General features: G+C 70.4%; 22 protein-coding genes and 5 pseudogenes. 17 read left to right on the top strand and 10 right to left on the bottom strand.

All coding sequences use genetic code 11. The annotated features are described in order from the left end of the window. The first annotated feature begins 29 nt into the window (after positions 1–29). The gene (locus ACQEVU_RS51675) at positions 30–917 is read left to right on the top strand and encodes a serine hydrolase (RefSeq protein ID WP_433337996.1); all 888 of its coding nucleotides are present in this window, start codon (positions 30–32) and stop codon (positions 915–917) included. A gap of 525 nt (positions 918–1,442) precedes the next feature. Here the strand turns inward: ACQEVU_RS51675 and ACQEVU_RS51670 are convergent. After that, on the bottom strand, positions 1,443–2,300 hold the full coding sequence (locus ACQEVU_RS51670; protein WP_433337994.1) for a menaquinone biosynthetic enzyme MqnA/MqnD family protein: 858 nt from the start codon (positions 2,298–2,300) through the stop codon (positions 1,443–1,445). Positions 2,301–2,365: 65 nt separating this feature from the next. Between ACQEVU_RS51670 and ACQEVU_RS51665 the strand changes: the two genes are divergently transcribed. The 3 genes from ACQEVU_RS51665 to ACQEVU_RS51655 all read left to right on the top strand — a co-directional run bounded on the left by ACQEVU_RS51665 (position 2,366) and on the right by ACQEVU_RS51655 (position 5,463). Further along, positions 2,366–3,232, top strand: a complete 867-nt coding sequence (locus ACQEVU_RS51665) for a hypothetical protein (protein ID WP_433337992.1) — start codon at positions 2,366–2,368, stop codon at positions 3,230–3,232. Between the two features lie 46 nt (positions 3,233–3,278). Beyond that, entirely contained in the window at positions 3,279–4,052 is a 774-nt protein-coding gene (locus ACQEVU_RS51660) for a VOC family protein (RefSeq protein WP_433337990.1), read from the top strand. Positions 4,053–4,143: 91 nt separating this feature from the next. Further along, positions 4,144–5,463: a hypothetical protein gene (locus ACQEVU_RS51655; RefSeq protein WP_433337988.1), complete on the top strand. Its 1,320-nt coding sequence runs from the start codon at positions 4,144–4,146 to the stop codon at positions 5,461–5,463. Positions 5,464–5,553: 90 nt separating this feature from the next. On the opposite strand, the pseudogene ACQEVU_RS51650 reads toward ACQEVU_RS51655, so the two are convergent. After that, a pseudogene (locus ACQEVU_RS51650) lies at positions 5,554–5,688 on the bottom strand (TetR family transcriptional regulator C-terminal domain-containing protein); the annotation flags it as partial. A 216-nt stretch (positions 5,689–5,904) separates the two neighbouring features. Between ACQEVU_RS51650 and ACQEVU_RS51645 the strand changes: the two are divergent. Continuing rightward, a pseudogene (locus tag ACQEVU_RS51645) lies at positions 5,905–6,513 on the top strand (AAA family ATPase); the annotation flags it as partial. Between the two features lie 31 nt (positions 6,514–6,544). Here the strand turns inward: ACQEVU_RS51645 and ACQEVU_RS51640 are convergent. Beyond that, complete coding sequence (locus ACQEVU_RS51640) at positions 6,545–7,102, bottom strand: Uma2 family endonuclease (RefSeq protein ID WP_433337986.1); 558 nt, start codon at positions 7,100–7,102, stop codon at positions 6,545–6,547. A 235-nt stretch (positions 7,103–7,337) separates the two neighbouring features. On the opposite strand from ACQEVU_RS51640, the pseudogene ACQEVU_RS51635 reads away from it, so the two are divergent. The 5 genes and pseudogenes from ACQEVU_RS51635 to ACQEVU_RS51615 form a co-directional block, all read left to right on the top strand. Further along, a pseudogene (locus tag ACQEVU_RS51635) lies at positions 7,338–7,940 on the top strand (AAA family ATPase); the annotation flags it as partial. 90 nt (positions 7,941–8,030) lie between these two features. Continuing rightward, a complete protein-coding gene (locus ACQEVU_RS51630) occupies positions 8,031–9,629 on the top strand; it encodes a TIGR02677 family protein (protein WP_433337984.1) in 1,599 nt (532 codons plus the stop codon). After that, on the top strand, positions 9,626–10,963 hold the full coding sequence (locus tag ACQEVU_RS51625; RefSeq protein WP_433337982.1) for a DUF2398 family protein: 1,338 nt from the start codon (positions 9,626–9,628) through the stop codon (positions 10,961–10,963). Before ACQEVU_RS51630 ends, ACQEVU_RS51625 begins: the two co-directional genes overlap by 4 nt. A gap of 11 nt (positions 10,964–10,974) precedes the next feature. Beyond that, positions 10,975–15,009: a TIGR02680 family protein gene (locus ACQEVU_RS51620; protein WP_433337980.1), complete on the top strand. Its 4,035-nt coding sequence runs from the start codon at positions 10,975–10,977 to the stop codon at positions 15,007–15,009. Further along, positions 14,984–16,171, top strand: coding sequence for a TIGR02679 domain-containing protein (locus ACQEVU_RS51615; protein WP_433337978.1), 1,188 nt, complete (start codon positions 14,984–14,986; stop codon positions 16,169–16,171). Before ACQEVU_RS51620 ends, ACQEVU_RS51615 begins: the two co-directional genes overlap by 26 nt. A 104-nt stretch (positions 16,172–16,275) precedes the next feature. Here the strand turns inward: ACQEVU_RS51615 and ACQEVU_RS51610 are convergent, their stop codons facing one another. Beyond that, positions 16,276–17,685 carry a DUF2786 domain-containing protein gene (locus ACQEVU_RS51610; protein ID WP_433337976.1) on the bottom strand — a complete coding sequence of 470 codons (1,410 nt, stop codon included), beginning with the start codon at positions 17,683–17,685 and terminating at the stop codon, positions 16,276–16,278. Positions 17,686–17,969: 284 nt separating this feature from the next. On the opposite strand from ACQEVU_RS51610, the pseudogene ACQEVU_RS51605 reads away from it, so the two are divergent. From ACQEVU_RS51605 to ACQEVU_RS51595, 3 genes and pseudogenes are all read left to right on the top strand, one after another. Next, positions 17,970–18,543: pseudogene (locus ACQEVU_RS51605) on the top strand (AAA family ATPase); the annotation flags it as partial. 90 nt (positions 18,544–18,633) lie between these two features. Then, entirely contained in the window at positions 18,634–18,849 is a 216-nt protein-coding gene (locus tag ACQEVU_RS51600; protein ID WP_433337974.1) for a ribbon-helix-helix domain-containing protein, read from the top strand. Positions 18,850–18,860: 11 nt separating this feature from the next. Continuing rightward, positions 18,861–19,196 (top strand): type II toxin-antitoxin system PemK/MazF family toxin, encoded by a 336-nt coding sequence (locus ACQEVU_RS51595; protein ID WP_433337972.1) that lies wholly within the window; start codon positions 18,861–18,863, stop codon positions 19,194–19,196. A 258-nt stretch (positions 19,197–19,454) separates the two neighbouring features. On the opposite strand, the gene ACQEVU_RS51590 is transcribed toward ACQEVU_RS51595, so the two are convergent. Further along, on the bottom strand, positions 19,455–19,964 hold the full coding sequence (locus ACQEVU_RS51590) for a MarR family winged helix-turn-helix transcriptional regulator (protein WP_433337970.1): 510 nt from the start codon (positions 19,962–19,964) through the stop codon (positions 19,455–19,457). A gap of 42 nt (positions 19,965–20,006) precedes the next feature. Beyond that, positions 20,007–21,131, bottom strand: coding sequence for a TIGR03619 family F420-dependent LLM class oxidoreductase (locus ACQEVU_RS51585; RefSeq protein WP_433337968.1), 1,125 nt, complete (start codon positions 21,129–21,131; stop codon positions 20,007–20,009). On the opposite strand from ACQEVU_RS51585, the gene ACQEVU_RS51580 reads away from it, so the two are divergent. Continuing rightward, the gene (locus tag ACQEVU_RS51580; RefSeq protein WP_433337966.1) at positions 21,012–21,293 is read left to right on the top strand and encodes an NAD(P)-binding domain-containing protein; all 282 of its coding nucleotides are present in this window, start codon (positions 21,012–21,014) and stop codon (positions 21,291–21,293) included. The genes ACQEVU_RS51585 and ACQEVU_RS51580 overlap by 120 nt on opposite strands. Then, positions 21,226–21,695 (top strand): annotated as a pseudogene (locus tag ACQEVU_RS51575) (AAA family ATPase); the annotation flags it as partial. The gene ACQEVU_RS51580 and the pseudogene ACQEVU_RS51575, both read left to right, overlap by 68 nt. A gap of 25 nt (positions 21,696–21,720) precedes the next feature. Here the strand turns inward: ACQEVU_RS51575 and ACQEVU_RS51570 are convergent. Beyond that, positions 21,721–22,041 carry a helix-turn-helix domain-containing protein gene (locus ACQEVU_RS51570; RefSeq protein ID WP_433337964.1) on the bottom strand — a complete coding sequence of 107 codons (321 nt, stop codon included), beginning with the start codon at positions 22,039–22,041 and terminating at the stop codon, positions 21,721–21,723. Then, positions 22,028–22,411 carry a type II toxin-antitoxin system RelE/ParE family toxin gene (locus ACQEVU_RS51565; protein WP_433337962.1) on the bottom strand — a complete coding sequence of 128 codons (384 nt, stop codon included), beginning with the start codon at positions 22,409–22,411 and terminating at the stop codon, positions 22,028–22,030. Before ACQEVU_RS51565 ends, ACQEVU_RS51570 begins: the two co-directional genes overlap by 14 nt. A 200-nt stretch (positions 22,412–22,611) precedes the next feature. Between ACQEVU_RS51565 and ACQEVU_RS51560 the strand changes: the two genes are divergently transcribed. Then, entirely contained in the window at positions 22,612–24,612 is a 2,001-nt protein-coding gene (locus ACQEVU_RS51560; RefSeq protein WP_433339735.1) for a HelD family protein, read from the top strand. A gap of 54 nt (positions 24,613–24,666) precedes the next feature. Next, positions 24,667–25,413, top strand: a complete 747-nt coding sequence (locus tag ACQEVU_RS51555) for a VOC family protein (protein WP_433337960.1) — start codon at positions 24,667–24,669, stop codon at positions 25,411–25,413. Here the strand turns inward: ACQEVU_RS51555 and ACQEVU_RS51550 are convergent. Both ACQEVU_RS51550 and ACQEVU_RS51545 read right to left on the bottom strand, forming a co-directional pair. After that, a complete protein-coding gene (locus tag ACQEVU_RS51550) occupies positions 25,410–26,549 on the bottom strand; it encodes a M14 family metallopeptidase (RefSeq protein WP_433337958.1) in 1,140 nt (379 codons plus the stop codon). The two genes, ACQEVU_RS51555 and ACQEVU_RS51550, sit on opposite strands and share 4 nt — an antisense overlap. A 168-nt stretch (positions 26,550–26,717) precedes the next feature. After that, a complete protein-coding gene (locus ACQEVU_RS51545) occupies positions 26,718–26,987 on the bottom strand; it encodes a DUF4229 domain-containing protein (RefSeq protein ID WP_433337956.1) in 270 nt (89 codons plus the stop codon). Positions 26,988–26,999: the final 12 nt, after the last annotated feature.

Below are 26,999 nucleotides of genomic sequence, written 5' to 3'. Positions count from 1 at the left end.
GCACCGCCACGGGAGGGACCACCGACCTCATGCGTAAGCGCGTCGGATTCACCGCCTTTGTACTGCTCGTCGCCGCCCTGCTCGTCGGCGTGCCGTTCATCTGGGGCAGCGACCTGCTCGACAGCTACTCCGACGCCGCCTCCCCCGCCTCGGCGGCCGAGGACGACGAGAGCCCGGCCGCCCCGAGCGAGGCCCCGAGCCGCAAGGCCGCCCCCGCCGCACCGACGGCCCCCACGCTGGCCCCCGCCCTGCTGCATCCGGCCCCCGTCACGATCAACGCGACCGGCTTCTGGTCCTGGACGGTGCTGGACCGCCGCACCGGCGCGATGGCCGGCTCGTCGAACGCCGGCACCGCCCAGCGCACCGCCTCGATGATCAAGGCCTGGCTCGCCGCGGACTACCTGCGCCGCAACGCCAGCCCGAGCAAGTCCAACCTGAGCCAGCTCACGGACATGATCCGCCACAGCGACAACACCGCGGCCTCGTACTTCTGGGACCTCGACGGCAGGTCGGCGAGCATCACGAGGCTGGTGCAGATGTGCGGCCTGACGGACTCGAAGGCGTACATCGACTGGGCCAGCACCCTGGTCTCGGCCCGCGACGCCGCCCGCATGGGCGCGTGCATCGGCGACGGCCGAGCGGCCGGCCCGAAGTGGACGGACTGGCTGCTCAACGAGATGCGCAACGTGGAGTCGGACCAGAAGTTCGGCATCGTGCCGGCCCTGCCGGCGTCGGAGCAGGCCAGTACGGCGGTGAAGAACGGGTGGATCAACCGCAGCGACGGCAAGTGGCACGTGAACTGCCTGGCGATCGGCACGGACTGGGTCCTGGGCGTGCTGACCGTGTACCCGCTGTCGAAGGGCGAGGAGTACGGCCACGACATCTGCGAGCAGGTAACGAAGCAACTCCAGGCCTGACGCTTTCTTCGCGGCCCCACGGGTTTTACGACAAGTCGGGCGCTCCGCGCCCGACTTGTCGGATTTATACCCTGACCGGAGATAAATCGGGTCAGATCGCTCGGACCTCGGCCTGCCGCGCACCACCCACCCGACCGCATTTGAGCGCCTCTCGCGCGCCGAGGCCACGCACCGCCAGCACGACCCGCCGCGCACCCGCACGGCCGCGCCGCACGCGCCCGCACGACCGCGCCCGACCAGTCGCGCCGCGCGTCCCGCGCCTTGCGCCCGCACACCGACGCACCGCATCTCGCGCCGGCCTCTAACACCGCCGACCTATCGCGGGCGGTCGTTTCAGCCGGGGGCGTCGCTGGTCACCGCTCATCTGACCGCCGCCCGCCGAGTCCAATGGCGTCGGCGACGATCGAACGCGCTAAGAGCAACCAAAACCGCCCGGAAACGGCATATCGGATTTATGCCCTGACGGGAGATAAATCCGATAAGTCGTGGCGCGGAGCGCCCGACTTATCGCAACAACGCCGGCGGTCAGCCGTGGAAGAACGCCGGGCCGTCCGCCGGGAGCGGGGGCACAGCACCGCGCTCGGCCGCGCGTCGCGCGAACTCCCGCACCCCCGCCACCTGGCGCTCGCCCAGCGAGAAGTCGAGCACGCGGAAGTACGTGGCCAGGGTCTCCGCGGAAAGCGTCTCCCAGCGCGCCGCCGCCGCGGCCACGTCGTCGAGCTCGGTCAGGCAGAGCTCGCGCGAGCGCAGGAACGCCTCGTGCACGTCCTTGACCAGGCCCGGATGGGCCTCGGCGAAGTCGCGGCGCACAGCCCACGCGGCGAAGACCATCGGCAGGCCGGTCCAGTCGCGCCAGGCCTGGCCCAGGTCGGTGACGCGCCAGCCGTGCTGCGGGGCGTCGTGCATCGCGCGCAGGGCGACGTCGCCGATGATCACGGCGGCGTCGGCCTCGTCGAGCATGCGGGCCAGGTCGGGCGGGCTGTTGAAGTACGTCGGGCGCACGCCGACGCGGGACTCGAGGTACATCTGCGCGAGCAGCACGCCGGTGCGCGACGTGGCGCCGAGGGCCACGCGGCGGCCGTCGAGCGACTCCAGCGGTACCGTCGAAACGGCGTTCACCGACAGCACCGGGCCGTCGCTGCCCACCGCGAGGTCGGGCAGGAGCAGCAGGTCGTCGGCGTTTCGCAGGTACTCCACCAGCGAGATCGGGCCGATATCCAGGTCACCGGCGACGAGGGCCGCGTTGAGGCGCTCCGGCGAGTCCTTGTGCAGGTCCACGTCGATCAGCGCGCCCGAACGCATCAGGCCCCAGTAGATAGGCAGGCAGTTCAGGAACTGGATGTGGCCGACGCGGGGCCGCTGCAATGCAGGCACACAGCCCATGGTGCCCCAACCGGACCGGCTCAAGCGGGCGGGGCGGCCATTGTCACAGCGGCTACCCTCATGGGATGCGACGCCCCCTCGCTGTCGCGGCCGTGGTACTGCTCCTGGCGGCCGGGTGCACCAAGAAGGCGCCCGACGGCCACGCGCCCGCCGCGGCGAACGCCACCGACGAGGCCGCCGGCCCGGCGCCCAGCGGCGGCGTGACCCCGAGCGCGGTCGTCTCGCCGTCGGTCAGCGGACCGCTGTTCACGCCCACCCAGCCGGTGACGATGAACGTGAAGGGCTTCTGGTCGTGGGCGTACTACGACCACAAGACCGACCAGATGTACGGCTCCACGCCGTACACGACGAGCGACACCGCCTCGATGGCGAAGGCCTGGGTGGCCGCGGACTGGCTGCGCCGGCAGGCCGAGGCGAAGAAGCAGCCCAGCAGCACCGCGCTCGCCGAGCTGAGCCGGATGATCCGCGACTCGGAGACCGAGAACACGTTCAAGTACCACGTCGAGAACGGCAACTTGAACTCCATCAAGCGCATGATCACGCTCTGCGGGCTCACCGAGACCAAGGGCACCCAGAACTCCTGGAGCCTGACGCAGATGTCGGCGCGGGACGTGGCGCGGCTGGCCAAGTGCATCGGCGACGGACGCGCGGCCGGGCCGAAGTGGACCGACTGGCTGCTCAACGAGATGCGCAACGTGCGCGGGCCGGGGCGGTTCGGGCCGATCGAGGTGCTCCCGGCCGACGTGCAGAAGACCACGGCGATCAAGAACGGCTGGCTGGCCCGCGACGACGGGCAGTGGCACATCGCGTGCATGGCCCTCGGCGACGGCTGGAGCCTCGCGATCATGGCCCACTACCCGAGCTCGCTCGGCAAGGACTATGGCGTGAAGACCTGCCGCGAGGTGACCAAACAGCTGCTGACCAAGCAGTGATCACTGCCTTAGCCTGTGCTTCCCCGCCGCGGAGAGGAATGCCAGGTTGCGAGTTCGAGGGTACGCCCCGGCCACCCCGTGCTGGTCGGTGCTGAGCAGCGGCGACCCGGCCGCGGCGGCAGAGTTCTACTGCGGGCTGTTCGGCTGGACCACCGAGCCCACCGAGGACGGCGCCACCACGTTCCTGCTGCACGGCCTCGCCGTGGCCGGCCTGGCCGCGTCGCCGAGCGGGCGGTCGGCCTGGCTGACGTACATCTCGACGGCCGACGCCGACGCCACGACGGCCACGGTCGCCGAGGCCGGCGGCACGGTCCTGCAGCCGCCGGTCGACCTCGCCGGCCGCGGCCGCGCGGCGCTCTTCTCCGACCCGGCCGGCGGCGTCTTCGGCGTCTGGCAGCGCGGCCGCTTCGCCGGCGCCCAGGTCACCAACGAGCCCTCGTCGATCTGCTGGAGCGAGACGGTGACCCGCGACGTCCCCGCCGCGGCCGCGTTCTACGGCAAGGTCTTCGGCTGGACCGAGCAGGAGGGCACCGCGGTCGTCGAGCACGAGTACCACGAGTGGATCTCCGCCAACCGCGTCGTCGGCGGCCTGAGCCCAATGGGCGAGCAGTACCCGCCGGAGACCCCGCAGCACTGGCGCACGATCTTCACCATCGACGACTGCGCCGGCTTCGTGGAGCGCGCCAAGGCCCTCGGCGGCCGCGTCCTGGCCGGCCCGATCGACGCCGGCATCGGCTTCGCCGCGCAGGTGATGGACCCCACAGGTGGGTCGTTCCTCGCCATCGACCTGGTCCCCGAGCTTCGCGAGCTGCTGGGCTGATTTCGGCGGTACACCCCGGAGCCCGCGGCTGCGTTACGCTCCGCGCGGCGGGCGTCCGCCCGCCATCGGCTGCACCTCACGGGGAGGAAACGTGCGGCGATTCGGCATGGCCCTGGCCGCTGCCACGGCCACGGCGATCACCGGCGCGATGCTGGCGCCGGCTCCGGCCTACGCGGCGGACCCGCCGACGGTCAACTGGGCGCACAGCGTCAACGACGATCTCGGGCGGCTCGAGGTCGCCGCGAGCGCGGAGAGCGGCGTCGCATCGATCAAGGCCCACATCATCTCGTACGCGACGCAGCAGGAGGTCGCGGCGACCGACCAGTTCAACCTGTCCTCGGGCACCGAGCAGGACGGCGTCTGGGTCACCGCCGAGCGGTTCCAGATCCCGCAGCTCGGCGGCTACCGGGTCGACGTCGAGGTCACCGACCGCGACGGCCAGCACGTGCTGCAGCCCTACGCCGGGGATCTGGCGTACGGCGTGGCGACGTTCATCGACCAGGTCAAGGTCCAGCCCGCGGCGATGACGTACTACAAGCGCGACGTCACCCTGTCCGGCCGCCTCAACGGCCGGTGGCCGGGCGACGGCCACGTGGAGGCGCTGTCCGGCTTCCCGATGCAGCTTTCGTCGTACCCCGGCGACTTCACCGAGGTGACGACGGGCGCCGGCGGGAAGTTCTCCGGCGTGCTGCACCTGCAGCAGGCGGGCACCGTCTACGCCTACTACTCCTACGACAACGACCACCTCAACTACTACAGCAGCAACACCGACCAGCTCCCGGTCGCCCTCAACCCGGCCGCCTCGCGGGCCACCGTCAAGCTCAGCAAGGCCCGGATCAACGCCGGCGACACCATCACGGTCAGCGGCCAGTTCCAGTGGCACTCGAAGGACGGCTGGCAGCCGCTGGCGAACAAGCAGTTCGGCCTGCTGTTCTGCCCCTTCTACCAGCCCGACAACTGCAACCCGGTCAGCTTCGACTACCCCACGACGGACGCCGATGGCCGCTTCTCCATCCAGGTCACGCCGTACTCGTCGGGCCACTACCAGGTCGGCCTGAACCCCAACGACCCCTTCATCGCCACGGTGATCAAGCCGAGCGCCGACCTGGTGGTCCTCCAGCCGTCGTCGTTCAGCGAGTTCAACGCCGCCCGCAACCCCGACGGCACGGTGAGCGTCAGCGGCAAGCTCAAGTTCGGCAACTTCTCCCCCGGCGTGACGCCGGTGCAGATCCAGTACTCGCCGACGGGCCGGTCCACCGACTGGACGACCGTGAGCACCATCCAGGCCGACGGCGGCTACAACTTCAACACCACCATCGAGTCCGCCCAGCCCGGCTACTGGCGCGCGTACTACCCCGGCCAGACGGACCTCTTCCGCCCGGCCACCAGCCCCAAGATCCAAGTAGCCTGACCATCGGTTCCCCGCCTTCGCCGGCCCCACCGGCCGGCGAAGGGTGACAGACCCGGACTGGAGCAGGCCCAGGCAGTTTTGCCACAGGCGGTCGAGCTGGGACGGGTCGTTCAGGAGCTTCGCCAGCAGGACCAGGCCCTCGATCTGGGCGACGATCGAGCGGGCCGTCTCGCGGGCGTCCAGCCCCGCGGCGGCCTGGCCCGACGCCTGCGCCTCCACGACCACCGTCTCGATCAGGTCAATCTGGGGCTGGGCGGGTTGCCGGTCGAGGAGTACCGGCGCCGGAACCGCGCATAAATCGGTGGAGCGGTGGACACACCGCGGCGTAATGTGGATGGCCGCTTGACGGCCGCGGTGAGGTAGGCACCGCAGCGGACGTCTCCACGCGCCACGGTGTGTCACCGCTGGATACGCGAGCGAGCCAACCGATCTCGACAGAGGATCACCGTGCCCGCACTCGAAGCCGAGCTCGCCGCGGAGCGAGCCCACCTCGACGCATCACGACAGGCGCTCAAACGCATGCGCGAGCGCGCTGAGGACCTGTTCGCCACCGGGGACCAGGTCGCCGGTGACGCCTATGCCGCCGAGACCCTCGGGCGGACGCTCGCCCGGCGCATCGCCGACCTCGCCGACAACCCCGACACGCCGCTGTTCTTCGGGCGGCTCGACCTCGACGACCACGAGTACCACGTCGGGCGCCGGCACGTGACCGACACCGCCGGCGAGCCGATGGTGCTCGACTGGCGCGCGCCCCTGTCGCGCAAGTTCTACCAGGCCAGCGCCCGTGACCCGCAGGGCGTCGACGTGCGCCGGCGCTTCGGGTTCGTCAAGGGCGAGCTCACCAGCTTCGAGGACGAGCACCTGACGATGGGCGAGGAGCAGGGCACCAGCCGCATCCTGCTCGAGGAGATCGAGCGGCCCCGCGTCGGGCCGATGCGCGACATCGTCGCCACGATCCAGCCCGAGCAGGACGAGCTGGTGCGCGCCGAGCTCGACGAGTCGATCTGCGTGCAGGGCGCGCCCGGGACGGGCAACCCCAACCCCGGAATTTGGCACACTTTCGAGGCTCAGATACTCGTCACTATCGGCGACGTAGCAGGGCGCGAGTGTCGATTTCGATCGCGAACGGACCGTCGGCCGTCAGCGTCTCGCCGTCCTTCGCAACCGCATGCTCCACGTAGTGCTGACCGTCAAGGCGCAGCAGCCGCAACGTCACCGAATCCGGCTGCTCAGGCTCGACGAGCAGGTACCACTCGATCCGCGCAGCGGCATACAGCTGCATCTTCAACAGGCGGTCAGCACCCGCGTTTCCGGGTGAGACAACCTCGCCCACCAGCGCAACATCTGGCGCGTCGATCATCGTGACGTTCTCGACGGGCGTCACCACGAGATCGGGAATGAAGATCCGTCCACTCGCCAGGCGGACGTTGACCGCTTCGTAGACCCAAAGACCAGCCGCGTCGGCCGGCGTATCGATCAAGTTGGCCAGTCGCCTGGAGATGTGCTGATGGCGCGTGGTCGGTGCCGGGCTCACCAGCAGACTCCCGTCGAACAACTCGATCCGATTCGTGGTCTCGCCGAGTGCGAAGTATTCGTCCTCGCTCCACGGACCGACATGCTCAAGCACGGCCACGCTCATCGGCGACTCACCTCCTGACGAATCCTGCCACAAGGGTGCCACGCCGGCCGCCCAGAAGGGAGCAGTACCGGTTCCGCCGGGCGGCCGGGTAAATCAGTGGGGCCCACGAGCGCCAACGCGTAGCGTGGTGGTCCGCTTGACGGCCGCGGTGAGGTCGACACCGCAGCGGACGTCCCACGCGCCAGGCGTGACCTGGATACGCGAGCGAGCAGCCGATGACCCGATAGACATCACCGTGCCCGCATCCGAGACGGAACTTCACCAGGAGCGAGATTATCTGGCCGCATCGCGGCTCGCGCTGCGGCGCATGCGGGAGCATGCCGAGGATCTCTTCGCGACCGGCGACCAGGTGGCCGGGGACGCGTTCGCGGCGGAGACGCTCGGGCGGCACCTGTCGCGGCGGATCGCAGAGCTGGCCGACAACCCCGACACGCCGCCGTTCTTCGGCAAGCTCAACATCGAGGACGACCGCTTCCACATCGGGCGGCGGCACGTCACCGACGCGAAGGGCGAGCCGATGGTGCTCGACTGGCGGGCGCCGGTGTCGCGCAAGTTCTACCAGGCCAGCGTCAAGGAGCCGCAGGGCGTGGCGGTCCGGCGGCGGTACGGGTTCGTCGAGGGGGACCTGACCTCGTTCGAGGACGAGCATCTGACGGCCGGCGAGGACATCGGGACCAGCCGAATCCTGCTCGAGGAGATCGAGCGGCCCCGCGTCGGGCCGATGCGCGACATCGTCGCCACGATCCAGCCCGAGCAGGACGAGCTGGTGCGCGCCGAGCTCGACGAGTCGATCTGCGTGCAGGGCGCGCCGGGGACGGGCAACCCCGACCCAGGAATCTGACACATCTCAACGAACCTTACGAGTGGTCGAACTGGTCTCTCACGAGCGTCTCGACTAGGTTTAGTCGGTCGATTTCGAGGGGGCCCGATGGCGCAGCCGAATCCGCCGTCGTTCGGACTGGACGACTTCAGTCTGGACGACCGGATGCGCCTGTTCAGCTACGTCACGGCGGACAACCGGACGGCTTATCTGTGGGTCCTGCGGTCCCTCGACGCCGCCCGGTCCAGCTATCAGGTGGTTCTGCACACGTCCGAGGTGGCAGCCGCCATGGCCGGACTGGCAGCGGCCTACCCCGAGTGTCCGGATCCTGCCGGGCTGGAGCTCCCGCGACTGCTCGACGCCCTCGTCGATTGGGGTGTGCTGGATCGTGGGCAGGACGGCGCCCGCGCAGCGACGCTGGCGGAGTACCGCAACCGTCACTCGGTGTACCAGTTCACCGAGGCCGGTTATCGCGCGCATCGGGCGGTCGAGTCGGTGCTCGCCGCGGGTGTCGGTGACAGCGCCCTGTCTCGACTGGTCTTCGCCGATCTTCTCGCCGACCTCAAGTCCCTGGCCGCTGCGAACGCCGATGGCGACGCAGAAGAGGTCTACCGCAAGCTCAGCCGGCTGGACCGGGCGCTGGCGGACATCGCCGAACGCGCCGCCCGCTTCTACCACATGCTGGGCGACCTGAGCCGCACGCCGGACGTGCGGCCCGAGGCGTTCCTCGCGCACAAGGACGCGCTGCTGACGCACCTACGCGATTTCCACGACGAGCTCCAGCGGTACACGCCGCGGCTGCGCGAGGCGGTCCTCGAGGTAGAAACCACCGGGTTGGACCGCATGGTGGAGGCGGCCGCCGAGGCGGACGAGCGGCTCTTCGCCACCCCGGCCGAGCGACTGGACGACTGGCGGCGCCGCTGGGCCGGCCTCCGCTCGTGGCTCGCGCCCCCGGGCGACGGCGCCCTCAGCGAGGCGGACCGCCTCGCCGGTGCGACGATGGCGGCGATCGGTGACGTGCTGGCCTTGCTTCGGCGGGTCACCGAAGCGCGCCGGGGTGGGGTGAGCCGCGAGTCGCAGTTGCGTCATCTCGCCGCGTGGTTCACCTGCGTCGGCTCCGTCGACGTCGCGCACGCTGTCTTCGAGGTGGTCTTCGGACTCGGCGCGCCCCGCCACGTCGGCGTCGCTTACGCCGACCCGGAGCTCATCCCGACCCGCGCGTCGTGGTGGGAGGCGCCGCCGGTCGAGCTGTCCCGCACACTCGTGCAGTTCGGCCGTACCCCCGGACAGGGCAACGGCCGACCGGCCAGGCTCGACCGTTCTCACGGGCAGCGTGACCGGCTGAGGGAACGCCAGCTCGCCGACGAACGCCGCAGCGTGGCCGCCGCGGCACGGCTCGTGGAGCAGCAGGCCGGCGAGGACCTCGCCGCCGATGCGCAGCCGCTCGACGAGGCGCAGACGGCGGTGTTGCGCCGGCTGCTGGATGTGGCTCTGGCCGCCCGGGTGGCCGGGCGCGCCGACGCGCCGCTGGCCGCGGCGGCCTACGGGGTGCGGCTCACGCTCACGCCTACCCCGGGCCGTTTCACCACCGCGGTGACAACGACGGGGCGGCTGCACCTGGACGGATACGCGCTGAGCGTGTCGCCCGCGGAGCACACGGTGGCCAAGCGGCCCGAACCGGCGGCCGAACTGGCGAGCGTGTCGTGAGGTTCGCGGCGGACGTGTCCGAACTGGACCTGGCCGATTACCAGCGAGCGGTACGGCTCGTCCTGCGCCACCCGCTGATCACCGCGACGTATCCGGATGAGCGAGCGCTCATCCGGGTCCGGCGGTTCGCCGCGGAGTTGCGCCGTGACCTCGCGGAGGCGTTCGGGTACCAGCTGGAGCTGCACGGGTCTACCGCCCGGCTGGTGCGGGCCGCCGACCAGCTCACCCCTGACCGGCCGGCGACAACTCGCAACGGCCGCCCGTTCGACCGGCAGCGCTATGCGTACCTCGCCTTGTGCCTTGCGGCGCTTGGCCGGGCCGGCGTCCAAACCACGGTGAGCGAACTCGCCGACGCCGTGTCCGCCGATGCGAACCGGATCGGCGGCCTCGGGCTCGACCCGGACTCGGGCGCCGACCGGCGCGCGTTCGTCGACGCGGTGACCTGGCTGGAGGAGCGCGGAGTGCTCCGGGTGGCCGACGGGTCGAGCGCGTCGTGGGCCAGCGATCCCGCGGCCGGCGAGGCGCTGTACGACATCGCCCGCGACGCCCTGGTCGCCCTCTTCCACCCGCCGCGGGTGTTGCAGCACGTCGACACCGTCAGCGCGCTGTTGGAACGCTCGGCGGTCACGAGCGGCAACACCGAGCGACGGGCGGCGGCGCAGGCCGCGCGCCGCGCCGTCGCCGAGTCGCCGATCGTGTACTTCAGCGACGTCGACACCGCCGTCGCGAACCATCTGCGCGGCACAGCGCTGCCCGCAGACCTGCACCGGCTGACCGGGCTGCGAGTCGAGCGGCGCGCCGAGGGGGTGTTGCTCGTCGATACGGTCGGCTTCTCCATGGAGCGGTTCCCGGGCACCGGCTCTGTGGCGCAGGCCGCGGTACTGCTCGCGGTCGACCTGGCCGAGCGGGCAACGGACCCGGACGGCCGCCGGGTCCGGCGGATGCCGGCGCCGGATCCTCGTGAGCGTCAGGCCGCCCTCATTGCCGCCGCGGATGCCGCACTGCCCACGGCGGCCCGGGTACCCATAGGTGATCTTGAAACGACAGCTGACGCGGACGATGCGGGCGGCACCGATACCGAGACCGAGCTCGCACGGCTGCCGTTCGTCACCGACAGTTTTCTGCGCGAGGCTGTCGCCGCGATTCTCCAGCGGTACGGCTCGGCTTTCGGCGCCCCCTGGCACGCCGACCCCGACCGGCTCCGGGTCGAAGCGGTCGACCTGCTGACCAGGTTCGGTGCGGTGACGCCAGTGCCGGGCGGCGTGCTGGTCCGGGCGTTGATCGGGCGATACCGCGCAACGGTCGCCCATACGCGCCAACGGACTCTCTTCTAGGAAGACTCGATATGGCCCGATTCGCCCCGACCCGTGCCGGGATCATCAACCTATGGGACTACCGCGACGAGGAGTTCATCTTCGTCGACGGCTGGCTGGTGCTTCGTGGCCCGAACGGGTCCGGCAAGACCAAGGCCCTGGAGGTGCTGTTCCCGTTCGTGCTCGACGGGCGGATCGAGCCGCGCCGGCTCAACCCGTTCGCGGGCGAGGACCGCACGATGAAGTCGAACCTGCTGTACCGCGGACAGGAGAGTGCGCACGGGTACGTCTGGATGGAGTTCGGCGACGGCTCCTCATCCGTGACGATCGGCATCGGCCTGCGCGCGCACCGGCACAACGATCGGGTCACGCGATGGCACTTCGTCGCCGACGGCCGCGTCGGGGTGGATCTGTCGCTGCTGGACGCCGAAGACCGGCCGGTGTCCCGCAAGGACCTCATCGAGCAGCTCGGCACTGACGCGGTACGCGACTCGACCGAGGAGTATCGCCAGCTGGTCGACGCCAGGCTGTTCGGTCTCGGCTCGGCCCGCTACGAGCAGCTGCTCGACCTGGTGCTGACGCTGCGCAAGCCGCAGCTGGCGAAAGACCTGAACCCGGCGGAGCTGTCCCGCACCCTCCAGCGGGGCCTGCGGCCCGTCGAGGATCACCTGCTCACCGAGGCCGCCCGGTCGTTCGACGACATGGAGGCGGTGGCGCGCACGCTCGAGGGCCTTGTCGCGGCGGACGCAGCCACGTCGGCGTTCCTCGGCGTGTACGCCACCTACCTGCGCACCCATGCTCGCGCCGCCGCCGACGCGCTGAGCGCGCGACGCGCCGACGCCGACCGGCTCACCGAGGACCTGGCGGTCGCCTCTTCGGCATCGGCGGCGGCCGAGGAAGCGACGCTGACCGCGTTCCGGACGCTGCAGTCGGCCGAGGCCGAGCCAGGCAGATTGCGCGCCCACCTCGACCGGTTGAAGAACTCCGCCGCGTACCGGTCCCATGAGCAGCTTGCCGATCTCGAACGGCATGTCCACGACCTGGGCAAAGCGGCCCGCGACGCCCAGGCCACGGTGCGCGCCGAGGAAACTACCGAGCAGCGCCGGCGCGGCGAGCGGGAACAGGCCGCTGTCGCTGCCCGCGACGCCCGGGCGCAGGTGAGCCGGCTCGCCGACGAGGTCGCCTCCGATGCCCATCTCGCCGGCATCGACTGGGGCGATGGCGCTGCCGACGTCGACGGGTTGCAGGCCCGGCTCACGGCCCGGTCGACCGCGCGGCGAGACGACCTGCGCGCCGTACACGATCACATGGACCGGCTGGCCCAGGCCGACCGCGACCACGAGCGGGCCGCCGAAGCCGACCGCGGCGCGCGGGCGGCGTCGGACGACGCGGCGCTTGCCGAGACCCAGGCCGCCGAGGCCGCGCAGAGCGCTCACACGGCTCTGGTCGGCGACCTGCGTACGTGGGCTGCGCAGTGGGCTGCGCTCCTCGCGCAGATGACGACGCCGGATCTGATGGACGCGCTCATCGACGCCGTCGAGCGCGTGCCACTCAAGGACGTCTACGCGGACGCCGTGGCGGCAGCGCTCGCCAGCCGCCGGGACACACTGGCCGCGCTGGCCGTGGAGCGCGCGACCGTCGAGTCCGAGCATGCCGACGTCACCGCCGAGCGTGAACGGATCGCCGCCGAGCACGACGACGCCCCTGCACCATCCACGACACGACGGGCCCATCGCGACGGGCGTCCCGGCGCACCGCTGTGGCGCCTGGTCCGCTTCGCCGACCATGTGCCCGAGGCCGACGCGGCCGGCATCGAGGCGGCGCTGCACGCGGCCGGGCTTCTCGACGCCTGGTTGTACCCGTCGGCCGCCGAGACCGCCGACGCGCTCAGCACCGGCGTCGAGGACGCATACCTCAGCGCCGGCCCACCTGTCGACGGCGCCAGCCTGGCCGACGTACTCATCGCGGAGACCCAGGAGCACGTGGCGGCCGGACAGATCGAAGCAGTCCTGGCGTCGATCACGCTCGGCGACCTGTCCAGCCGTTCGGGCGTCGACACGGCCGGACGATGGGCCCAGGCACACGGCGCCGGCCGACTGACCAAGCAGCGGTGCGAGTACATCGGGGCCACCGCTCGTGCCGCACGCCGCTCCGCACGGCTCGCCGACTGCGACCGGCGGCTGCGCGCCCTCGATTCCGACCTGACCCGGCTCGACGAGGCGCGCGCCGCGCTGCTCGCGGTCATCGACGAGGCCGATCGCGCCGGGAAGGCGCTGCCGACCCTCGACCGGCTGCAGGCGACCAGGCGCGACCACGACCGGACGGCCGCGGTGCTCGCGGTGCGCCGGGAAGCGGCCGTAGAGGCGGCCGGGCGGCTCGACTCGGCTGTCGCGGTCAGAGCGGCGGCCGCGGCCACGCTGCAACGGGTGGTTGCCGAGCGTTCACTGCCCGTCGCCAAACTCGGCGCTGTCGCTGACGCCATCACCCGCTTCGAACGCGCCGGGCTGCGCCTGGAGAACGCCTACCAGGCAGCGGCCAATGCCGCCGACCGGTCCGCCGAGGCCGGCGACCGGCACGACGAGGCGGTCGACCGACTGGACACCGCACGAGCCGCGGCTACCGTCGCCACTCGCCGGCACCTGGAGAAGGACGAGGAGCTGCGGACCCTGCACGAGGCCATCGGCGCCGAGGCGAAGCAGATCCTGGCCGAGGTAGCCAAGGCCGGCGACGACATCGCCACCGCCGAAGCAACGCTGGTCGCGGCCCGCGACGCCTACACGGAGGCAGTCCAGCGGCGGTCCGCGGCGCGGACCAGGGTGGAACTCGGCCAGCAGGCCGTAACGACCGCGCTGCGCGAGGCCCAGCAAGATGCATTACGGCTGCGGCCGTACGCCCGGCCCGACCTCCTGGGGCTGATCCGTTGCCCGATCGATCTCCTGTGGCCCGCCGTCGACACCGCCGGACATGAGCTCGACCCGGCCGTCGTCGCCCTGCACAACGCGGTGCTCGCCGCCACTCGCGACCTGACCCCGACCGAGACCTCACTCAAGCAGAGCGCCACTCGTCTCACCACAGCGCTCGCCGACCTCCAGGCGCAGTTGCCGGCCGCCGGTCTCGACCATCGTCCGGAGTGGGACACGGACGACGGTGTCATCGTGGTGAGGGTCGCTGACGAGCAGGGCCTCAGCCCGGTTGCCCGGTTCGCCGAGCGGATCGCGGCGGATCGCCGTGACCAGGAGCAACTGCTCACCGACGCCGAGCAGCGGGTCTTTGAAGACGCCCTGCTCGGGCAGCTCGCCGGGCAGATCCACCGGCGCACCATTGAGGCGCGGGACCTCGTCGCCGCGATGGACACCCAGATGCGGGCCAGGCGCATGTCCTCCGGCCTCACCGTCGGCGTCGGCTGGCGGCTCTCCGACGACCTCGACACCGAGCAGCGCGAAGTCTGCAAGCTGCTGGAACGGGACCCGGCTCGGCTCGGCCCGGCGCAGCTCGCCTCGATGCGGCGGCACTTCGCCGGCCGGATCAAGAACGCCCGTTCCGCCGCCCCGGAGAAGCCCTACCGGGAGCTGCTGGCCGACGTCCTCGACTACCGGCAGTGGCGGGAGTTCGCGTTCGCCCTGCACCGGCCGGGCGGTACCGCGGAGCCGTTGACCCGCGCCCGGCACAGCCAACTCTCGGGCGGTGAGCAGTCGGTGTCGCTGCACCTGCCGCTGTTCGCCGCGGCGAACGCCCTCTTCGGCTCGGCCCGGCCCGACGCGCCCCGCCTGCTCGGCCTCGACGAGGCGTTCGCCGGCGTCGACGACAATGGACGCGGCGAGCTGATGTCGCTGGCAAAGCAGTTCGACCTGGACCTGTTCATGACCGGCTACGACCTGTGGGCCACCCATCCGGCAGTGACAGGTGCCGCGCACTACGATCTGTCCCACTCCGCGGTCGAGCACACGGTCTCCGCCGTACTGCTGGTGTGGGACGGCGCGATGAACGTCGCCGATTTCGACGGCACGCTGGCACGGGCGTTGGGTTCGCCGGAAACTCGACATGCATCCGCATTCGCCGACAACTGACCCGGCGGCCGACCCGGGCTGGCGGCGCCTGCTCGACGCGGCCCGCCGCAGCCTGGAGCGCACCGGCGGCAGGCTCGACGGCAGCGTGTCGATCGCCGCACCCACCGACGACGAACGGTTGGTTGTCATCGGCATCACCGGGGTGTACCGCCCGATCGGCGTATCGCGCCTCACCGTGCGCCTGGACGCCGTGGAGGCGCACCTGCGAGCCACGCGCGGCGTCGGACTCACAGACGTCCTCGGCCCGCTGCGTGACCGCCCCGGCGAGCGTCAGCGTGCCGCTGTCGAGCGTGACGCGCTGCTGACCGTGGCCGCCGGCAGCCGCCATGCCTCGTCGCCTTGGTACCAGGAATGGGTCGATGGGATACGACGGGACGGCACCCTCACCCGGATTTCCCGCAGCGGCGTCGACTTCCACGCGCTCATCGCCGTCCTCGACGCCCTGCCCGCCGCCGAGGAGCCCATGCCGGCGTTCGCCGAGCGGCTGCTCGGCGATACCAAGGCACTGGCCGACGGTCCCCTGCGGGGCCTGACGCTGCGCGCTCTCGCGGCCTGGCACCAGGTGCCCGTGCCGGCCGGCGCCGAGCAAGAGCGGGCCCTGTGGGATCTGGCCGGCGTCGTGCTCGACGACCTCGCAAGCCAAGTTCTCGTACTCAACGTCCCGGCAACTGGCGGACTGCTCGGCTCGTGGCTGACCGACTCGGCTGCCGCCAGGGTTCCCGTGCGGGTGACCCTGCACCAGCTGCGCCTCGCCCCGACCACGCTGACGTGTGCGGAAGTCTTCGTCTGCGAGAATCCGGCGGTACTGCGGGCGGCCGTCGCCGGCACGTCACGGCCGCTGATCTGCACCGAAGGCGTACCGTCGGCAGCCGTACACGCCCTGTTGCGGTCCGCCGGACCGGACACGGTGATCCGGTGGCGCAACGACCTCGACTGGACGGGCGTGCGGCTGACCGGTGCCGCACTCGCTCGCTACCCGAACGCCGTGCCGTGGCGCATGGACACGGCCACGTACCTGCCTCACGGGGCGAGCGGTGTCCCGTTGCTCGGCACACCGGCCGCAACGCCATGGGAGCCGGCGCTCGCCGAGACAATGACCCGCACCGGCCGTGCAGTGATGGAGGAGCGAATCCTCCCGCTGCTGCTGCGCGATCTGTGCTGACGCATCACGCGGACAGGCACACGTTTCGCGACATCGTCGCCACCATCCGGCCGGAGCAGGACGAGCTCGTGCGCGCCGAGTTCGACGAGTCGGTCTGGCCGTGGTCAAGCTTCGGCAACGAGCGACTCGCGGGCATTGAGACGGGCGCGGTCGGCTGCGGCCCGGCCCGATGCCCATCCGTCCCGATTCGTGACCGCTACCTGCTTGCCGACGAGATCGGGGAAGAGTTCGTCGGCGAACGCACCGACCTTCGCCTCCCGGGAGGCGAGCACCGGCAACAGCCGCTCCACCTCGGGCCCGGCAGCCATGTCCTTGGTCGCCTGCTCGGTCGCGTCCCTGGTCGCCGTCGTCAGCCGCTCGCCGATGCGCTGAGCGTATGCGGTCAGGAATGACTGCCGAAACGAGCGGGTACTCGAACGACCGTCGGCGCCCCGGTGCGACCCGGCCGCCATTATTGCCCCGGTGGCCTGCACCAACAGCGAGGTGAACAAGATCTCGACACCGTCCACGTCGGACGGGAAGCCGAGCACGGTAACAAAACCGAAGGAATTCGACCAAACCGTACGGCAGCGGTTCGCCCGAGCTACTGCGTCCAGGAGGAGCACCTTCGGCGCCTCGTACGGGTTGTCGACGCCGATCCGCTGGCCGACCGGCTCATCACTTGCACCCGCCCCCGCCGACAACAGCGCGTAGTCGATGCTGTACCGCGCCATGAGCTCTTGGGCCTTGGCGGTGTACGTCTCAGCTTCCTCGGGATAGCTGGTCGACTCTGCTTTGGCGAGCAGCGCCCGTACCCGGTCGAGCTGACGCGCGTGGACGGCCTGTTCCCGCGTCGCCATGCCCAACGAACCGCGGCGCGCCTGACCCGGCAGGGGGCAGAGTTTCTGGATCTGCGGGCAGGTGTTGAACACGTACAGCACCTCCAACGCGCAGCGGATCAACTCCGGCCGGGCCAGACCTTCACGCTCGCCCAACGCCGAAAGGTACTGATCGTCGCGCTCCCACCAGACCATTGCACCGAGGTCGCGCACCTGAGCTTCCCAACGCTCATCCACGTTGGCCGCCGCATAACTGCGCATCTCCGCGGCAATGACGTCAACGACGATCCGCCCGTGTCGGGAACCGTAGCGGCGCTGCGCAACCCGGAACACATCGACCGGCTGCCAACCCCGTCGCCACGCCTCGGTGAGATCGCGCTGCAGCGCCGCGATCAACGCCGTATCCACCGCACGCCGACCGCCCGTACCGCCAGACCCACTTACCAACACGTCGCAGCACCTCTGCGCGGTGTTCTCGTCCTTGGCATGCAGGGCTTGCATCGCCTCGTTGAGGAGATGGGCCATCACCCGAGCCGGGCGCGCACCACCATCAATCAGACCGAACGGATCAGCGAACGCTGGATCGGCCGGCGCGCCGTCGCCAAACTCAGCACCGGCCCGTTCACGACGGCCCTGCTGTTGCTGCTGACGCACCTTCTGCTTGGCCCGCCGGCGCTCACGATTCTTGATCCCCACCGTCGACCACCTATCTGCCGTCACCCGGTCTGGCGCACAATAACGACTCGAGGCCGCGCGTTCGCCTCTGCCACAGTGGATTTCACAGACCGTAATGCCCTCCAAACGGTCTGGTGCCGCCGAATCCTGAGGGGCGCTGCTTAGTCGGTGGTGGAGGTTCTAGGTGGCGCGTATGCTGATTGGCCGCTTGACGACCGCGGTGAGGTAGCCACCGCAGCGGACGTCCCCACGCGCCGGGCCACGAACCCGGATACGCGAGCGAGCCGACCGAGACCTCGCAGAGGATCACCGTGCCCGCACTGGAAACCGAGCTCGCCGCCGAGCGAGCCCACCTCGCCGCGTCACGAAAAGCGCTGCGGCGCATGCGCGAGCGCCGAGGACCTGTTCGCCACCGGGGACCAGGTCGCCGGCGACGCCTATGCCGCCGAGACCCTCGGACGCACGCTCGCCCGGCGCATCGCCGACAACCCCCGACACGCCCCTGTTCTTCGGACGGCTCGACCTCGACGACCACGAGTACCACGTCGGACGCCGACACGTGACCGACACCATCGGCGAGCCGATGGTGCTCGACTGGCGCGCCCCCTGTCGCGGAAGTTCTACCAGGCCAGCGCCCACGACCCACAGGGCGTCGACGTACGCCGGCGCTTCGGGTTCGTCAAGGGCGACCTGACCAGCTTCGAGGACGAGCATCTGACGGCCGGCGAGGACATCGGGACCAGCCGAATCCTGCTCGAGGAGATCGAGCGGCCCCGCGTCGGGCCCATGCGCGACATCGTCGCCACGATCCAGCCCGAGCAGGACGAGCTGGTGCGCGCCGAGCTCGACGAGTCGATCTGCGTGCAGGGCGCGCCGGGACGGGCAACCCCAACCCCGGATTTGGGCACACTTCGTCGAGCCGGATCACCGGGGTGGCAGCAATGGTAGGAAGACGGTAGGATATCAGGTATGAAGGTTAGCGTGAGCCTTCCCGACGATGACGTCGACTTCGTGGACCACTACGCCCGCGAGCGAGGCACAACCCGGTCAGCCGTCATGCACGAGGCCGTCCAGATGCTTCGCCGCCGCGACCTCGCGATGGACTACGAGGCGGCCAACGACGAATGGATGACCAGCGGGGAGGCCGACATCTGGAACGCCGTTGCCGGTGACGGCCTGCGGTGAGGCGGGGCGACGTGTTCCTCGTCGACCTCAGTCCGGTGATCGGATCGGAGGCAGCCAAGCGCCGGCCTGTGATTGTCGTAAGCAACAACGCAGCCAACCGCAGTGCCGTGTCGCGAGGACAGGGTGTCATCACCGTCGTTCCGGTTACCAGCAACACGGCACGCGTGTATCCCTTCCAGGTACGACTACCGGCAGATCCCGCGATCGGCTTGAGCGTCGAGTCGAAGGGCCAAGCCGAACAGGTCCGCTCGATCGACGTCGCGCGTGTCGGCCAACGGCTCGGCGCACTCCCGCCGGCGTTGATACGCCAACTGGACGAGGCGCTTCGGCTGCACCTGGAGCTATAACGCCGCACGCACGTCACGCGATACTCGGTGGAGCAGGCCGGAGCTGGGGCGTACCGTGGTTGGCCGCCTGACGGCCGCGGTGAGGTACGCACCGCAGCGGATGTCCCACGCGCCGGGGTTGTGCCACCCCTGGATACGCGAGCGAGCTGACCGCCGCGATCCACGCGGCGTGGTCCACCCGCCGCCAGCTCCCGACTCTCCGACCACGCTGGGGCCAGGCCAAGTCCACGGGCACCGGCGGATGCGCGGCGGTGCCCGTCAAAGCCGTCGCAGGGTCCGTCCTGTGGACAGCGTCCCGGTGTGCTCGCCTTCGACCTGGTTGGCGATCTGGCGGCCGATGTCGCGCAACCCGGTCACCTGGTCGGGCCTGAGCGCATCGAACACGTACCGCCGGACCGCCGCCACGTGGCCGGGTGCGGCCTGCTCGACCACCGCCATGCCCGCCTCAGTGAGGGTCGCCTCGATGTAGCGACCGTTCTCCGCGCTGGGCGCCCGTCTCATCCAGCCGCGCTGCTCCAAGCGTTTGGCCACATTGGACAGCCGCGACACCGAACCGTTCACGTGCTGGGCCAGGTCACTCATCCGCAGGCACCGTTCGGGAGACATGGACAGCGAGGTGAGCACCAGGTATTCGAAGAAGGAGATGCCGCTGTCGCGCTGCAGCTGAGCATCGATCTCGCCCGGCAGCTTGATCATCAGCCAGGCCAGGGACATCCAGGCGTCGCGCTCGTCCGGCGACAGCCACTGGGGTTCGCCCTGGCCCTCCACGCAAGCGATCTTACCCGTCCAAGCGCGCCGGACCACTCATGATCACCCGGCGGGCACCAGGGAGCGGAGTTCGTCGAGCATCTCGATCTGCGTGGGGATCTCGTCGGCCGGCGGGGACGCGAACAGAACCCCGTCGAATCCACGGTCCCGCAACTGCTCGATGTCGTCGGCGAGCTGCCGCGGGGAGCCGGCGAGGAACGGACGATCGCCGCTGATCGGCTTGGGCTGCATGACGTGGTTGGTCTGTGCCGTCACGGTGAGCGCGGCCGGGTTTCGCCCGAGGCGTTCGGCAGTCGTTCGAAAGCGCTCGGCCTGTGCGGTCACCGTGTCCAGGGCCCAGGCCAGCGGTGTGATCCCGTCGGCGATCCGGGCGGCCCGGTCGATGCCGCCGTCGGTGTTCGCGCCGATGACGATCGGGATGTCGCCGCGAACGGGCTTCGGGTTGATCTCAGAGGCTTCGATCGAGTAGAAGCGGCCCGCGTACTCCACGGGGTCGGCTCCCCAGCAGGCCCGTATCGCCGCGATGACGTCGTCAAAGCCGGCGCCGCGCCGCTTCATGGGCACGCCGGCGGTCGCGAACTCCTGGGGCATCCAGCCCTGCCCGAATCCGGCAATGGCGCGGCCGCCGCTGAACTGGTCGAGCGTGGCGTACCTGCGGGCCAGCACGACCGGCGCGTGGAACAGCGGGTTGACGATGTTGGTGCCCAGCGCGATGCGGCTGGTGAGCGCGGCCACGTGACTCAACGTCTCCAGCGGCTCGAAGGTGGTGTGGTAGATGTCGGGGATGCGTTCCAGGTTGCCGTCCGGGCCGGGGAGCAGCGGTGCCATCGGGCGCAACAGGCGTTCGTAGGTCCACAACGAGTCGTAGCCGAGTCTCTCGGCGGCCTGCGCGATGGTCGTGATGGTCGTCGGCGACGCGTGGACTCCGGACACGGGCAACATGATGCCGAGCTTCACAGACACTCTCCTGCAGTACGACGCGACGTGGGGTACCGAGCATAGGATCGTTTCAAGCATGAAATCAAGCTTGAAATGGGTGGTGGGAACATGGCGCGCGCGCGGGCGCGACGAAGGGAAGGCGATGATCGCTCCATGCCGACGATCGGACTTATCGGCAGTGGCAACATCGGCAGCACGGTGGCGCGGCTGGCGATCGCCGCCGGTCATGATGTGGTGCTGAGCAACTCGCGTGGCCCGGGGACCCTCCAGGACCTGGTGTCCGAGCGCGCACCTCGACGAGTCCCGCGCGGCGCTGAGGCGGATGCGCAAGCGAGCCGAGGGCCTCTTCGCCGTCGGCGACAAGGTCGCCGGAGACGCCTACACCGCTGAGACGCTCGGCCGGCACATGGCCCGCCGCATCGCCGAACTCGCCGGCAACCCCGACACGCCGCTCTTTTCGGACGCCTCGACATCGACCAGGACCGGTTCCACGTCGGGCGCCGCCACGTCACCGACACCACCGGCGAACCCATGGTCCTCGATTGCGCGCCCCACTGTCCCGCAAGTTCTACCAGGCCAGCGCCCGCGACCCACAGGACGTCAAGGCCCGGCGGCGAGGAGCACAAGACCAGCCAGATCCTGCTCGACGAGATCGAACGCCCCCGCGTCGGACCCATGCGCGACATCGTCGCCACCATCCAACCTGAACAGGACGAACTCGTCCGCGCCGAGCTCGACGAGTCGATCTGCGTGCAGGGCGCGCCGGGGACCGGGAACCCCAACCCCGGATTGTGACCTACTACCGCCGGGCTCAGGGTCAGGCGACCTTGAGCTGCTCGTCGCCGAAGTCGGCAATGAGTTTGAGCGTGCCGCCGAGCGCCTCGATGTACCGCGCGAGCACCTCCTGCGTGGAGACGCTGCCGGCCTCGATCTGCGACACTCGGGCCACCGAGACACCCATCCGGGACGCGACCTGCTCCTGCGTCATCTCACGCCGCTTCCGCAACTCGGCCAGCCGCCAGCCGCGAGCCTCGTCGAGCATCGCACCGACCGCGGCGTCGAACGCCTCGCGGCCGCCTGCAGTTTCCACCGCGCGTGCCAGGTGATCGGTGTCCCGCCACCGCTTAACGCCGCTCATTACCGATCTCCTTCTCTCGCTCCTTCAAGTATGTGGCGTAGAGCTGCTCCGCTTCCGGTATGGCCAGCCGATACCACCGGTTCCACTGACCGGACTTGTCACCGGCGATGAGCAGGATCGCGGATCGCCATGGATCGAAGACGAACAGAATCCTGATCTCGCTCCGCCCGGTCGAGGGCGGCCGCAGTTCCTTCATGTTGGTGATCGCCGAGGCGGTGATGCTGTCGACGAGTGGCCTGCCCTCGCTCGGCCCATTTCGCTCCAACACCAGGATGGCCTGATTGACCAGGCGATGTGTGTCCCGGTCGACGCTGTAGATCGCGTCGAGGAACTCCTCGACCTGCGCGGTCATCAGGATCTCCCACTCCACCGGACACCACCTCTAGGTTAATAATATTCTTAACCTTCGGCGGGGCGGGGAGCAACCGCAAATTCGGTGGAGTGGTGGACGCACCACGCGTAATGTGGTTGTCCGCTTGACGGCCGCGGTGAGGTAGCCACCGCAGCGGACGTCCCAACGCGCCAGGCACGCCTGGATACGCGAGCGAGCCGACCGAGACCTCGTAGAGGATCACCGTGCCCGCACTCGAAACCGACCTCGCCGCCGAGCGAGACCACCTCGACGCCTCCCGGTGGGCGCTCAGACGCATGCGCGAGCATGCCGAGGAGCTCTTCACCACCGGAGACAAGGTCGCCGGGGACGCGTACGCCGCCGAAACGCTCGGGCGCCACCTCGCCAGGCGCATCGCCGACCTCGCCGACAACCCCGACACACCGCTGTTCTTCGGGCGGCTCGACATCGAGCCCGACCGGTTCTACATCGGACGGCGGCATGTCACCGACGCCAAGGGCGAGCCGATGGTGCTCGACTGGCGGGCGCCCGTGTCGCGGAAGTTCTACCAGGCCAGCGTGGCCGACCCGCAGGGCGTGGCGGTCCGGCGGCGCTTCGGGTTCGTCAAGGGCGACCTGACCAGCTTCGAGGACGAGCATCTGACGGCCGGCGAGGACATCGGGACCAGCCGAATCCTGCTCGAGGAGATCGAGCGGCCCCGCGTCGGGCCGATGCGCGACATCGTCGCCACGATCCAGCCCGAGCAGGACGAGCTGGTGCGCGCCGAGCTCGACGAGTCGATCTGCGTGCAGGGCGCGCCCGGGACGGGCAAGACGGCGGTCGGGCTGCACCGGGCCGCGTACCTGCTGTATCTGCACCGCGAGCGGCTGCGCCGGGCCGGGGTGCTCATCGTCGGGCCCAACACGGCGTTCCTGCAGTACATCGCCAGCGTCCTGCCGACCCTGGGCGAGGTCGAGGTGCGGCAGTCCACGATCGACGGGCTGCTGACCACGCCCGTCCGGGCGGTCGACGACGAGCGGGCCGCCGAGGTGAAGAACCAGGCAAAGCTGGCGGCGGTACTGCAAAAGAGGCTCCTTTCCCGCATCCGGCGCCCCGAAGCGGCGCTGACCGTGTCCGACGGGTCGTACCGCTGGCGGATCTCCGCGGAGGCGCTGCGGCGGATCGTCGACGACGTGCGGCGCGAGGCCCCGCCGTACGGGATCGGCCGGGAGCGGGTGCGCGCCCGGATCGTGTCGCTGCTCATGCTGCAGTCCGAGGCCCGGCGGGGCGACTCGCCGAGCGAGGGCTGGCAGCGGCGGATGGGCAAGGCCGCGCCGGTGCTCGAGGTCCTCGACGCCGTCTGGCCGGCGACCACGCCCGAGCAGCTGGTGTTCGAGCTGCTCTGCGACCCCGACGACGAGGACCTCGACGAGGCCGAGCGCGCGGCCCTGCGCTGGGCGAAGCCGGCCAAGACCGCGAAGTCGGCGAAGTGGAGCGCGGCCGACGCGGTGCTCATCGACGAGGCGGCCGGGCTGATCGACCGGGTCGCCTCGTTCGGGCACGTCGTGGTCGACGAGGCGCAGGATCTCTCCCCGATGCAGGCCCGCGTGATCGCGCGGCGCAGCGAGCACGGCTCGATCACGCTGCTCGGCGACCTGGCGCAGGGCACGGCGCCGTGGGCCGCCCGCGACTGGGGCTCGCTGCTGGCGCACCTCGGCAAGCCCGGGGCCCGGGTCGTGCCGCTGACCACCGGCTTCCGGGTGCCGGCCGCCGTGGTCGCGCTCGCCAACCGGCTGCTGCCGGCGCTCGGCGTCGACGTGCCGGCCGCCCGCTCGCTGCGCACGGACGGCGCGCTGAGTATCGGTACCGTTGCCGAAGTCGACGGATCCGTGGTGGACGCGGTCCGCGCGGCGCTGGCCCACCCGGGCTCGGTCGGCGTCATCGCGGCCGACGCCGCCGTGGACGCGCTGGCCGGGGCGATCCGGGCGGCCGGCATCGCGACCGCCGGGGCCGCGGACACCGACGGCGAGGCCCGGGTGACGGTACTGCCGGCGAGCCTGGCCAAGGGCCTGGAGTACGACCACGTGATCGTGGTGGAGCCGGCCGACATCGTGGCGGCCGAGCCGCGGGGCCTCAACCGGCTCTTCGTCGTGCTGACCCGGGCCGTCTCGCGCCTCGATGTGATTCATGCGCGACCGCTTCCCGCTCCGCTGGACGGGCTGTCCTCCGCCGGGATCTGATGGCAGTATCTGCCTTCAACCCGAACATCCCGAGGGGTCGATCACAGTATGCGAGTGCGGGGTTACGCACCGGGCACGCCGTGCTGGACGGAGCTGGTCAGCGCCGATCCGGCGGTTTCGGCCGAGTTCTACGCCGGGCTCTTCGGCTGGGGCCGTAACGACGACGGGCACTTCACGCTGGGCGGGCGCGCCGCCGCCGGGCTGCGCGCGGGCCGGCCCGGCGGGCGATCGGCCTGGCTGGTCTCGATCTCCACGGACGACCCGGCCGGCAACGCCGCCACGGTCGAGCGGGCCGGCGGCGCCGTGCGCGTCCCACCGGCCAGCGTGCGCGACCTCGGGACCGCCGCCACCTTCACCGACCCCGGCGGGGCGCTGTTCGGCACGTGGCTGCGCAGCCGGTTCGTCGGCGCCCAGGTCTCCTTCGAGCCGGGCGCCATCTGCTGGTACGAGCTGGCCACCCACGACCTCGAGCGGACCGGCGCCTTCTACAAGGAGGTCTTCGGCTGGCACACGGTCGAGGCCGACAGCGAGGGCGAGCCGTACTTCGAGCTGCACCACCACAACGACACCGTCGGCGGCCTGGTCCCGATCGACCACCGCTTCCCGCCGGGCGTGCCCGACCACTGGACGGCGTGCTTCATGGTGGCCGACTGCGTCGCCGCGTGCGAGCGGGTCACCGAGCTCGGCGGCACGGTGGCCCGCCGCCCGCAGCCGGCCTCGGCCGGGTACTACGCGCGGGTGGCGGACCCCACGGGCGCGCACTTCGCGGTGATCGAGTTCACCGAGGACTGGATGCTTTAGCAGTACGCCGGCTGCTTGCCGATCACGCGGTAGGCGCAGTCGGCGTACTCCGCCAGCAGCAGGCTCGCCTCCTTGTTGCGGGCGGTCTGCGGCGCGATCGTGCTCGCCGGCGGGTAGAAGCCGCCCGCCTCCGGCGAGGCCGGGTACATCTCGAACGTGAACGCCCAGACGCCCTGCGTGGCCCAGAGCCAGTCGATGACCGAGCCGTCGGTGATGTACAGGCTGCTGGACTGCTCGGCCGTGTAGCCGTTGCTGCGGGCGAACATCTTGCCCAGGGCGGCGAACGTGCGCTGCTGGTCGGCGTTGAGGCCGGGCGCGGTGGTGGCGTTGGTGTACCCGTACGGCCAGAGCACCAGCTCGGAGTACGTGTGGAAATCGATGGCGGCCCTGATCTGCTGCTTGCCGCCGATGCGCCGGCTCAGCACGAAGTCGCGCAGCCGCTGGGTCTCCGGCGCCCAGAAGGCCTCCGGCCCGCGGTAGATCTCCGAAGACACCTGGTTCGAGGAGCCGAAGCAGCAGCCGAACTTGTAGCCCCAGTTGCGGTTGAGGTCCAGGCCGTAGTAGCCGGCCCCCAGGGGCTGCCGGTTCTTGCGCCAGTTGTGGTACGTACCGCCCTTGATGTCGTACTCGCCGCCGTCGGGGTTCATGTCCGGCACGATCCAGATCTCGCGGCTGTTGACGATCCTGGTGATCCGGGCGTCCTTGCCGTAGTTGTCCGTGTAGAGGTGGACCAGGTACAGCGCCATCTCGACCGTGAGGTGCTCGCGGGCGTGCTGGTGGGCGTCGTACAGGATCTCGGGCTCGTCCTCGTCCTTGGCGACGTTGTCCGAAATCTTGATCAGCGGCATGTCCCGGCCCTCGTACGACTTGCCGAGGCTCAGCTTCCGCATGATCGTCGGGTGGGCCCGCGCGGTCTTGTCGAGGTCCGCCATCATCTCGGCGTAGTCGTGGTAGCCGGCGTCGGCGGCCGGGAAGCCCTCGGTCCGGACCCGGGTGACCCGGTAGCCGAGGCGCTCGATGCGCTGCGCCTCGGCCGCGGTGGCGGTGATGTTGACGCGGTCGTTCTGGACGCTGTCGATGGCCGCGCCGGCCCCGGCGATGCGGCTGCGGTCGGCGCCGGTCCAGGCGCCGGACACGACGTAAGTAGCCGACTTTTGCTGATAAATCGGACTAGTCGGGCTCGCGTTCACCGAATCGGTTGCGACGAACGTCATCCCGACCACGGCAAGCGCCAGCACCGGAACAATCCTGCGAACCATCAAGCCCCCTTGGCGTGACAAGCACCATCCAAGGTTTAAGTGGCTTTAGTCCGCTTTGGTGGCGCTTTCACCCCCATCATCATCCCCGTTGAGCGCGGCCCGCAGGCGTTCGCGCTTTTCGGAGCGCCGCTGGGCCATACCAACGGCCTGCACGGAAGCCTCCTCGCGCATGCCCTTCAGCAGGAAGAAGGCCAGCACGGCGGAGACCAGCACCGCGATCATCAGCTTGAGCGGAACGCTGAGGTCGATCGGCACGACGAGCACGGCGCACGCCACCAGACCGAAGAGGCCGAGGCGCGCGAGCGAGTACTTCACAAACGGAGACAT

This window comes from Dactylosporangium sp. CA-139066 (assembly GCF_050936175.1).
Lineage (GTDB): Bacteria > Actinomycetota > Actinomycetes > Mycobacteriales > Micromonosporaceae > Dactylosporangium.
The sequence above is the reverse complement of the archived record's forward strand: the minus strand, read 5'-3'. Positions and strand labels throughout refer to the sequence as shown.

What these genes read in the sequence shown, in the direction of transcription:
- ACQEVU_RS51580 (WP_433337966.1), top strand. Translation starts at nt 21,012, where the DNA reads ATGGCGCGCGCGCGGGCGCGACGAAGGGAAGGCGATGATCGCTCCATG.
- ACQEVU_RS51640 (WP_433337986.1), bottom strand. Translation starts at nt 7,102, where the DNA reads ATGAGCGTGGCCGTGCTTGAGCATGTCGGTCCGTGGAGCGAGGACGAA.
- ACQEVU_RS51615 (WP_433337978.1), top strand. Translation starts at nt 14,984, where the DNA reads ATGCATCCGCATTCGCCGACAACTGACCCGGCGGCCGACCCGGGCTGG.
- ACQEVU_RS51670 (WP_433337994.1), bottom strand. Translation starts at nt 2,300, where the DNA reads ATGGGCTGTGTGCCTGCATTGCAGCGGCCCCGCGTCGGCCACATCCAG.
- ACQEVU_RS51675 (WP_433337996.1), top strand. Translation starts at nt 30, where the DNA reads ATGCGTAAGCGCGTCGGATTCACCGCCTTTGTACTGCTCGTCGCCGCC.
- ACQEVU_RS51585 (WP_433337968.1), bottom strand. Translation starts at nt 21,131, where the DNA reads ATGACCGGCGGCGATCGCCAGCCGCGCCACCGTGCTGCCGATGTTGCC.
- ACQEVU_RS51570 (WP_433337964.1), bottom strand. Translation starts at nt 22,041, where the DNA reads ATGAGCGGCGTTAAGCGGTGGCGGGACACCGATCACCTGGCACGCGCG.
- ACQEVU_RS51600 (WP_433337974.1), top strand. Translation starts at nt 18,634, where the DNA reads ATGAAGGTTAGCGTGAGCCTTCCCGACGATGACGTCGACTTCGTGGAC.
- ACQEVU_RS51630 (WP_433337984.1), top strand. Translation starts at nt 8,031, where the DNA reads ATGGCGCAGCCGAATCCGCCGTCGTTCGGACTGGACGACTTCAGTCTG.
- ACQEVU_RS51620 (WP_433337980.1), top strand. Translation starts at nt 10,975, where the DNA reads ATGGCCCGATTCGCCCCGACCCGTGCCGGGATCATCAACCTATGGGAC.
- ACQEVU_RS51665 (WP_433337992.1), top strand. Translation starts at nt 2,366, where the DNA reads ATGCGACGCCCCCTCGCTGTCGCGGCCGTGGTACTGCTCCTGGCGGCC.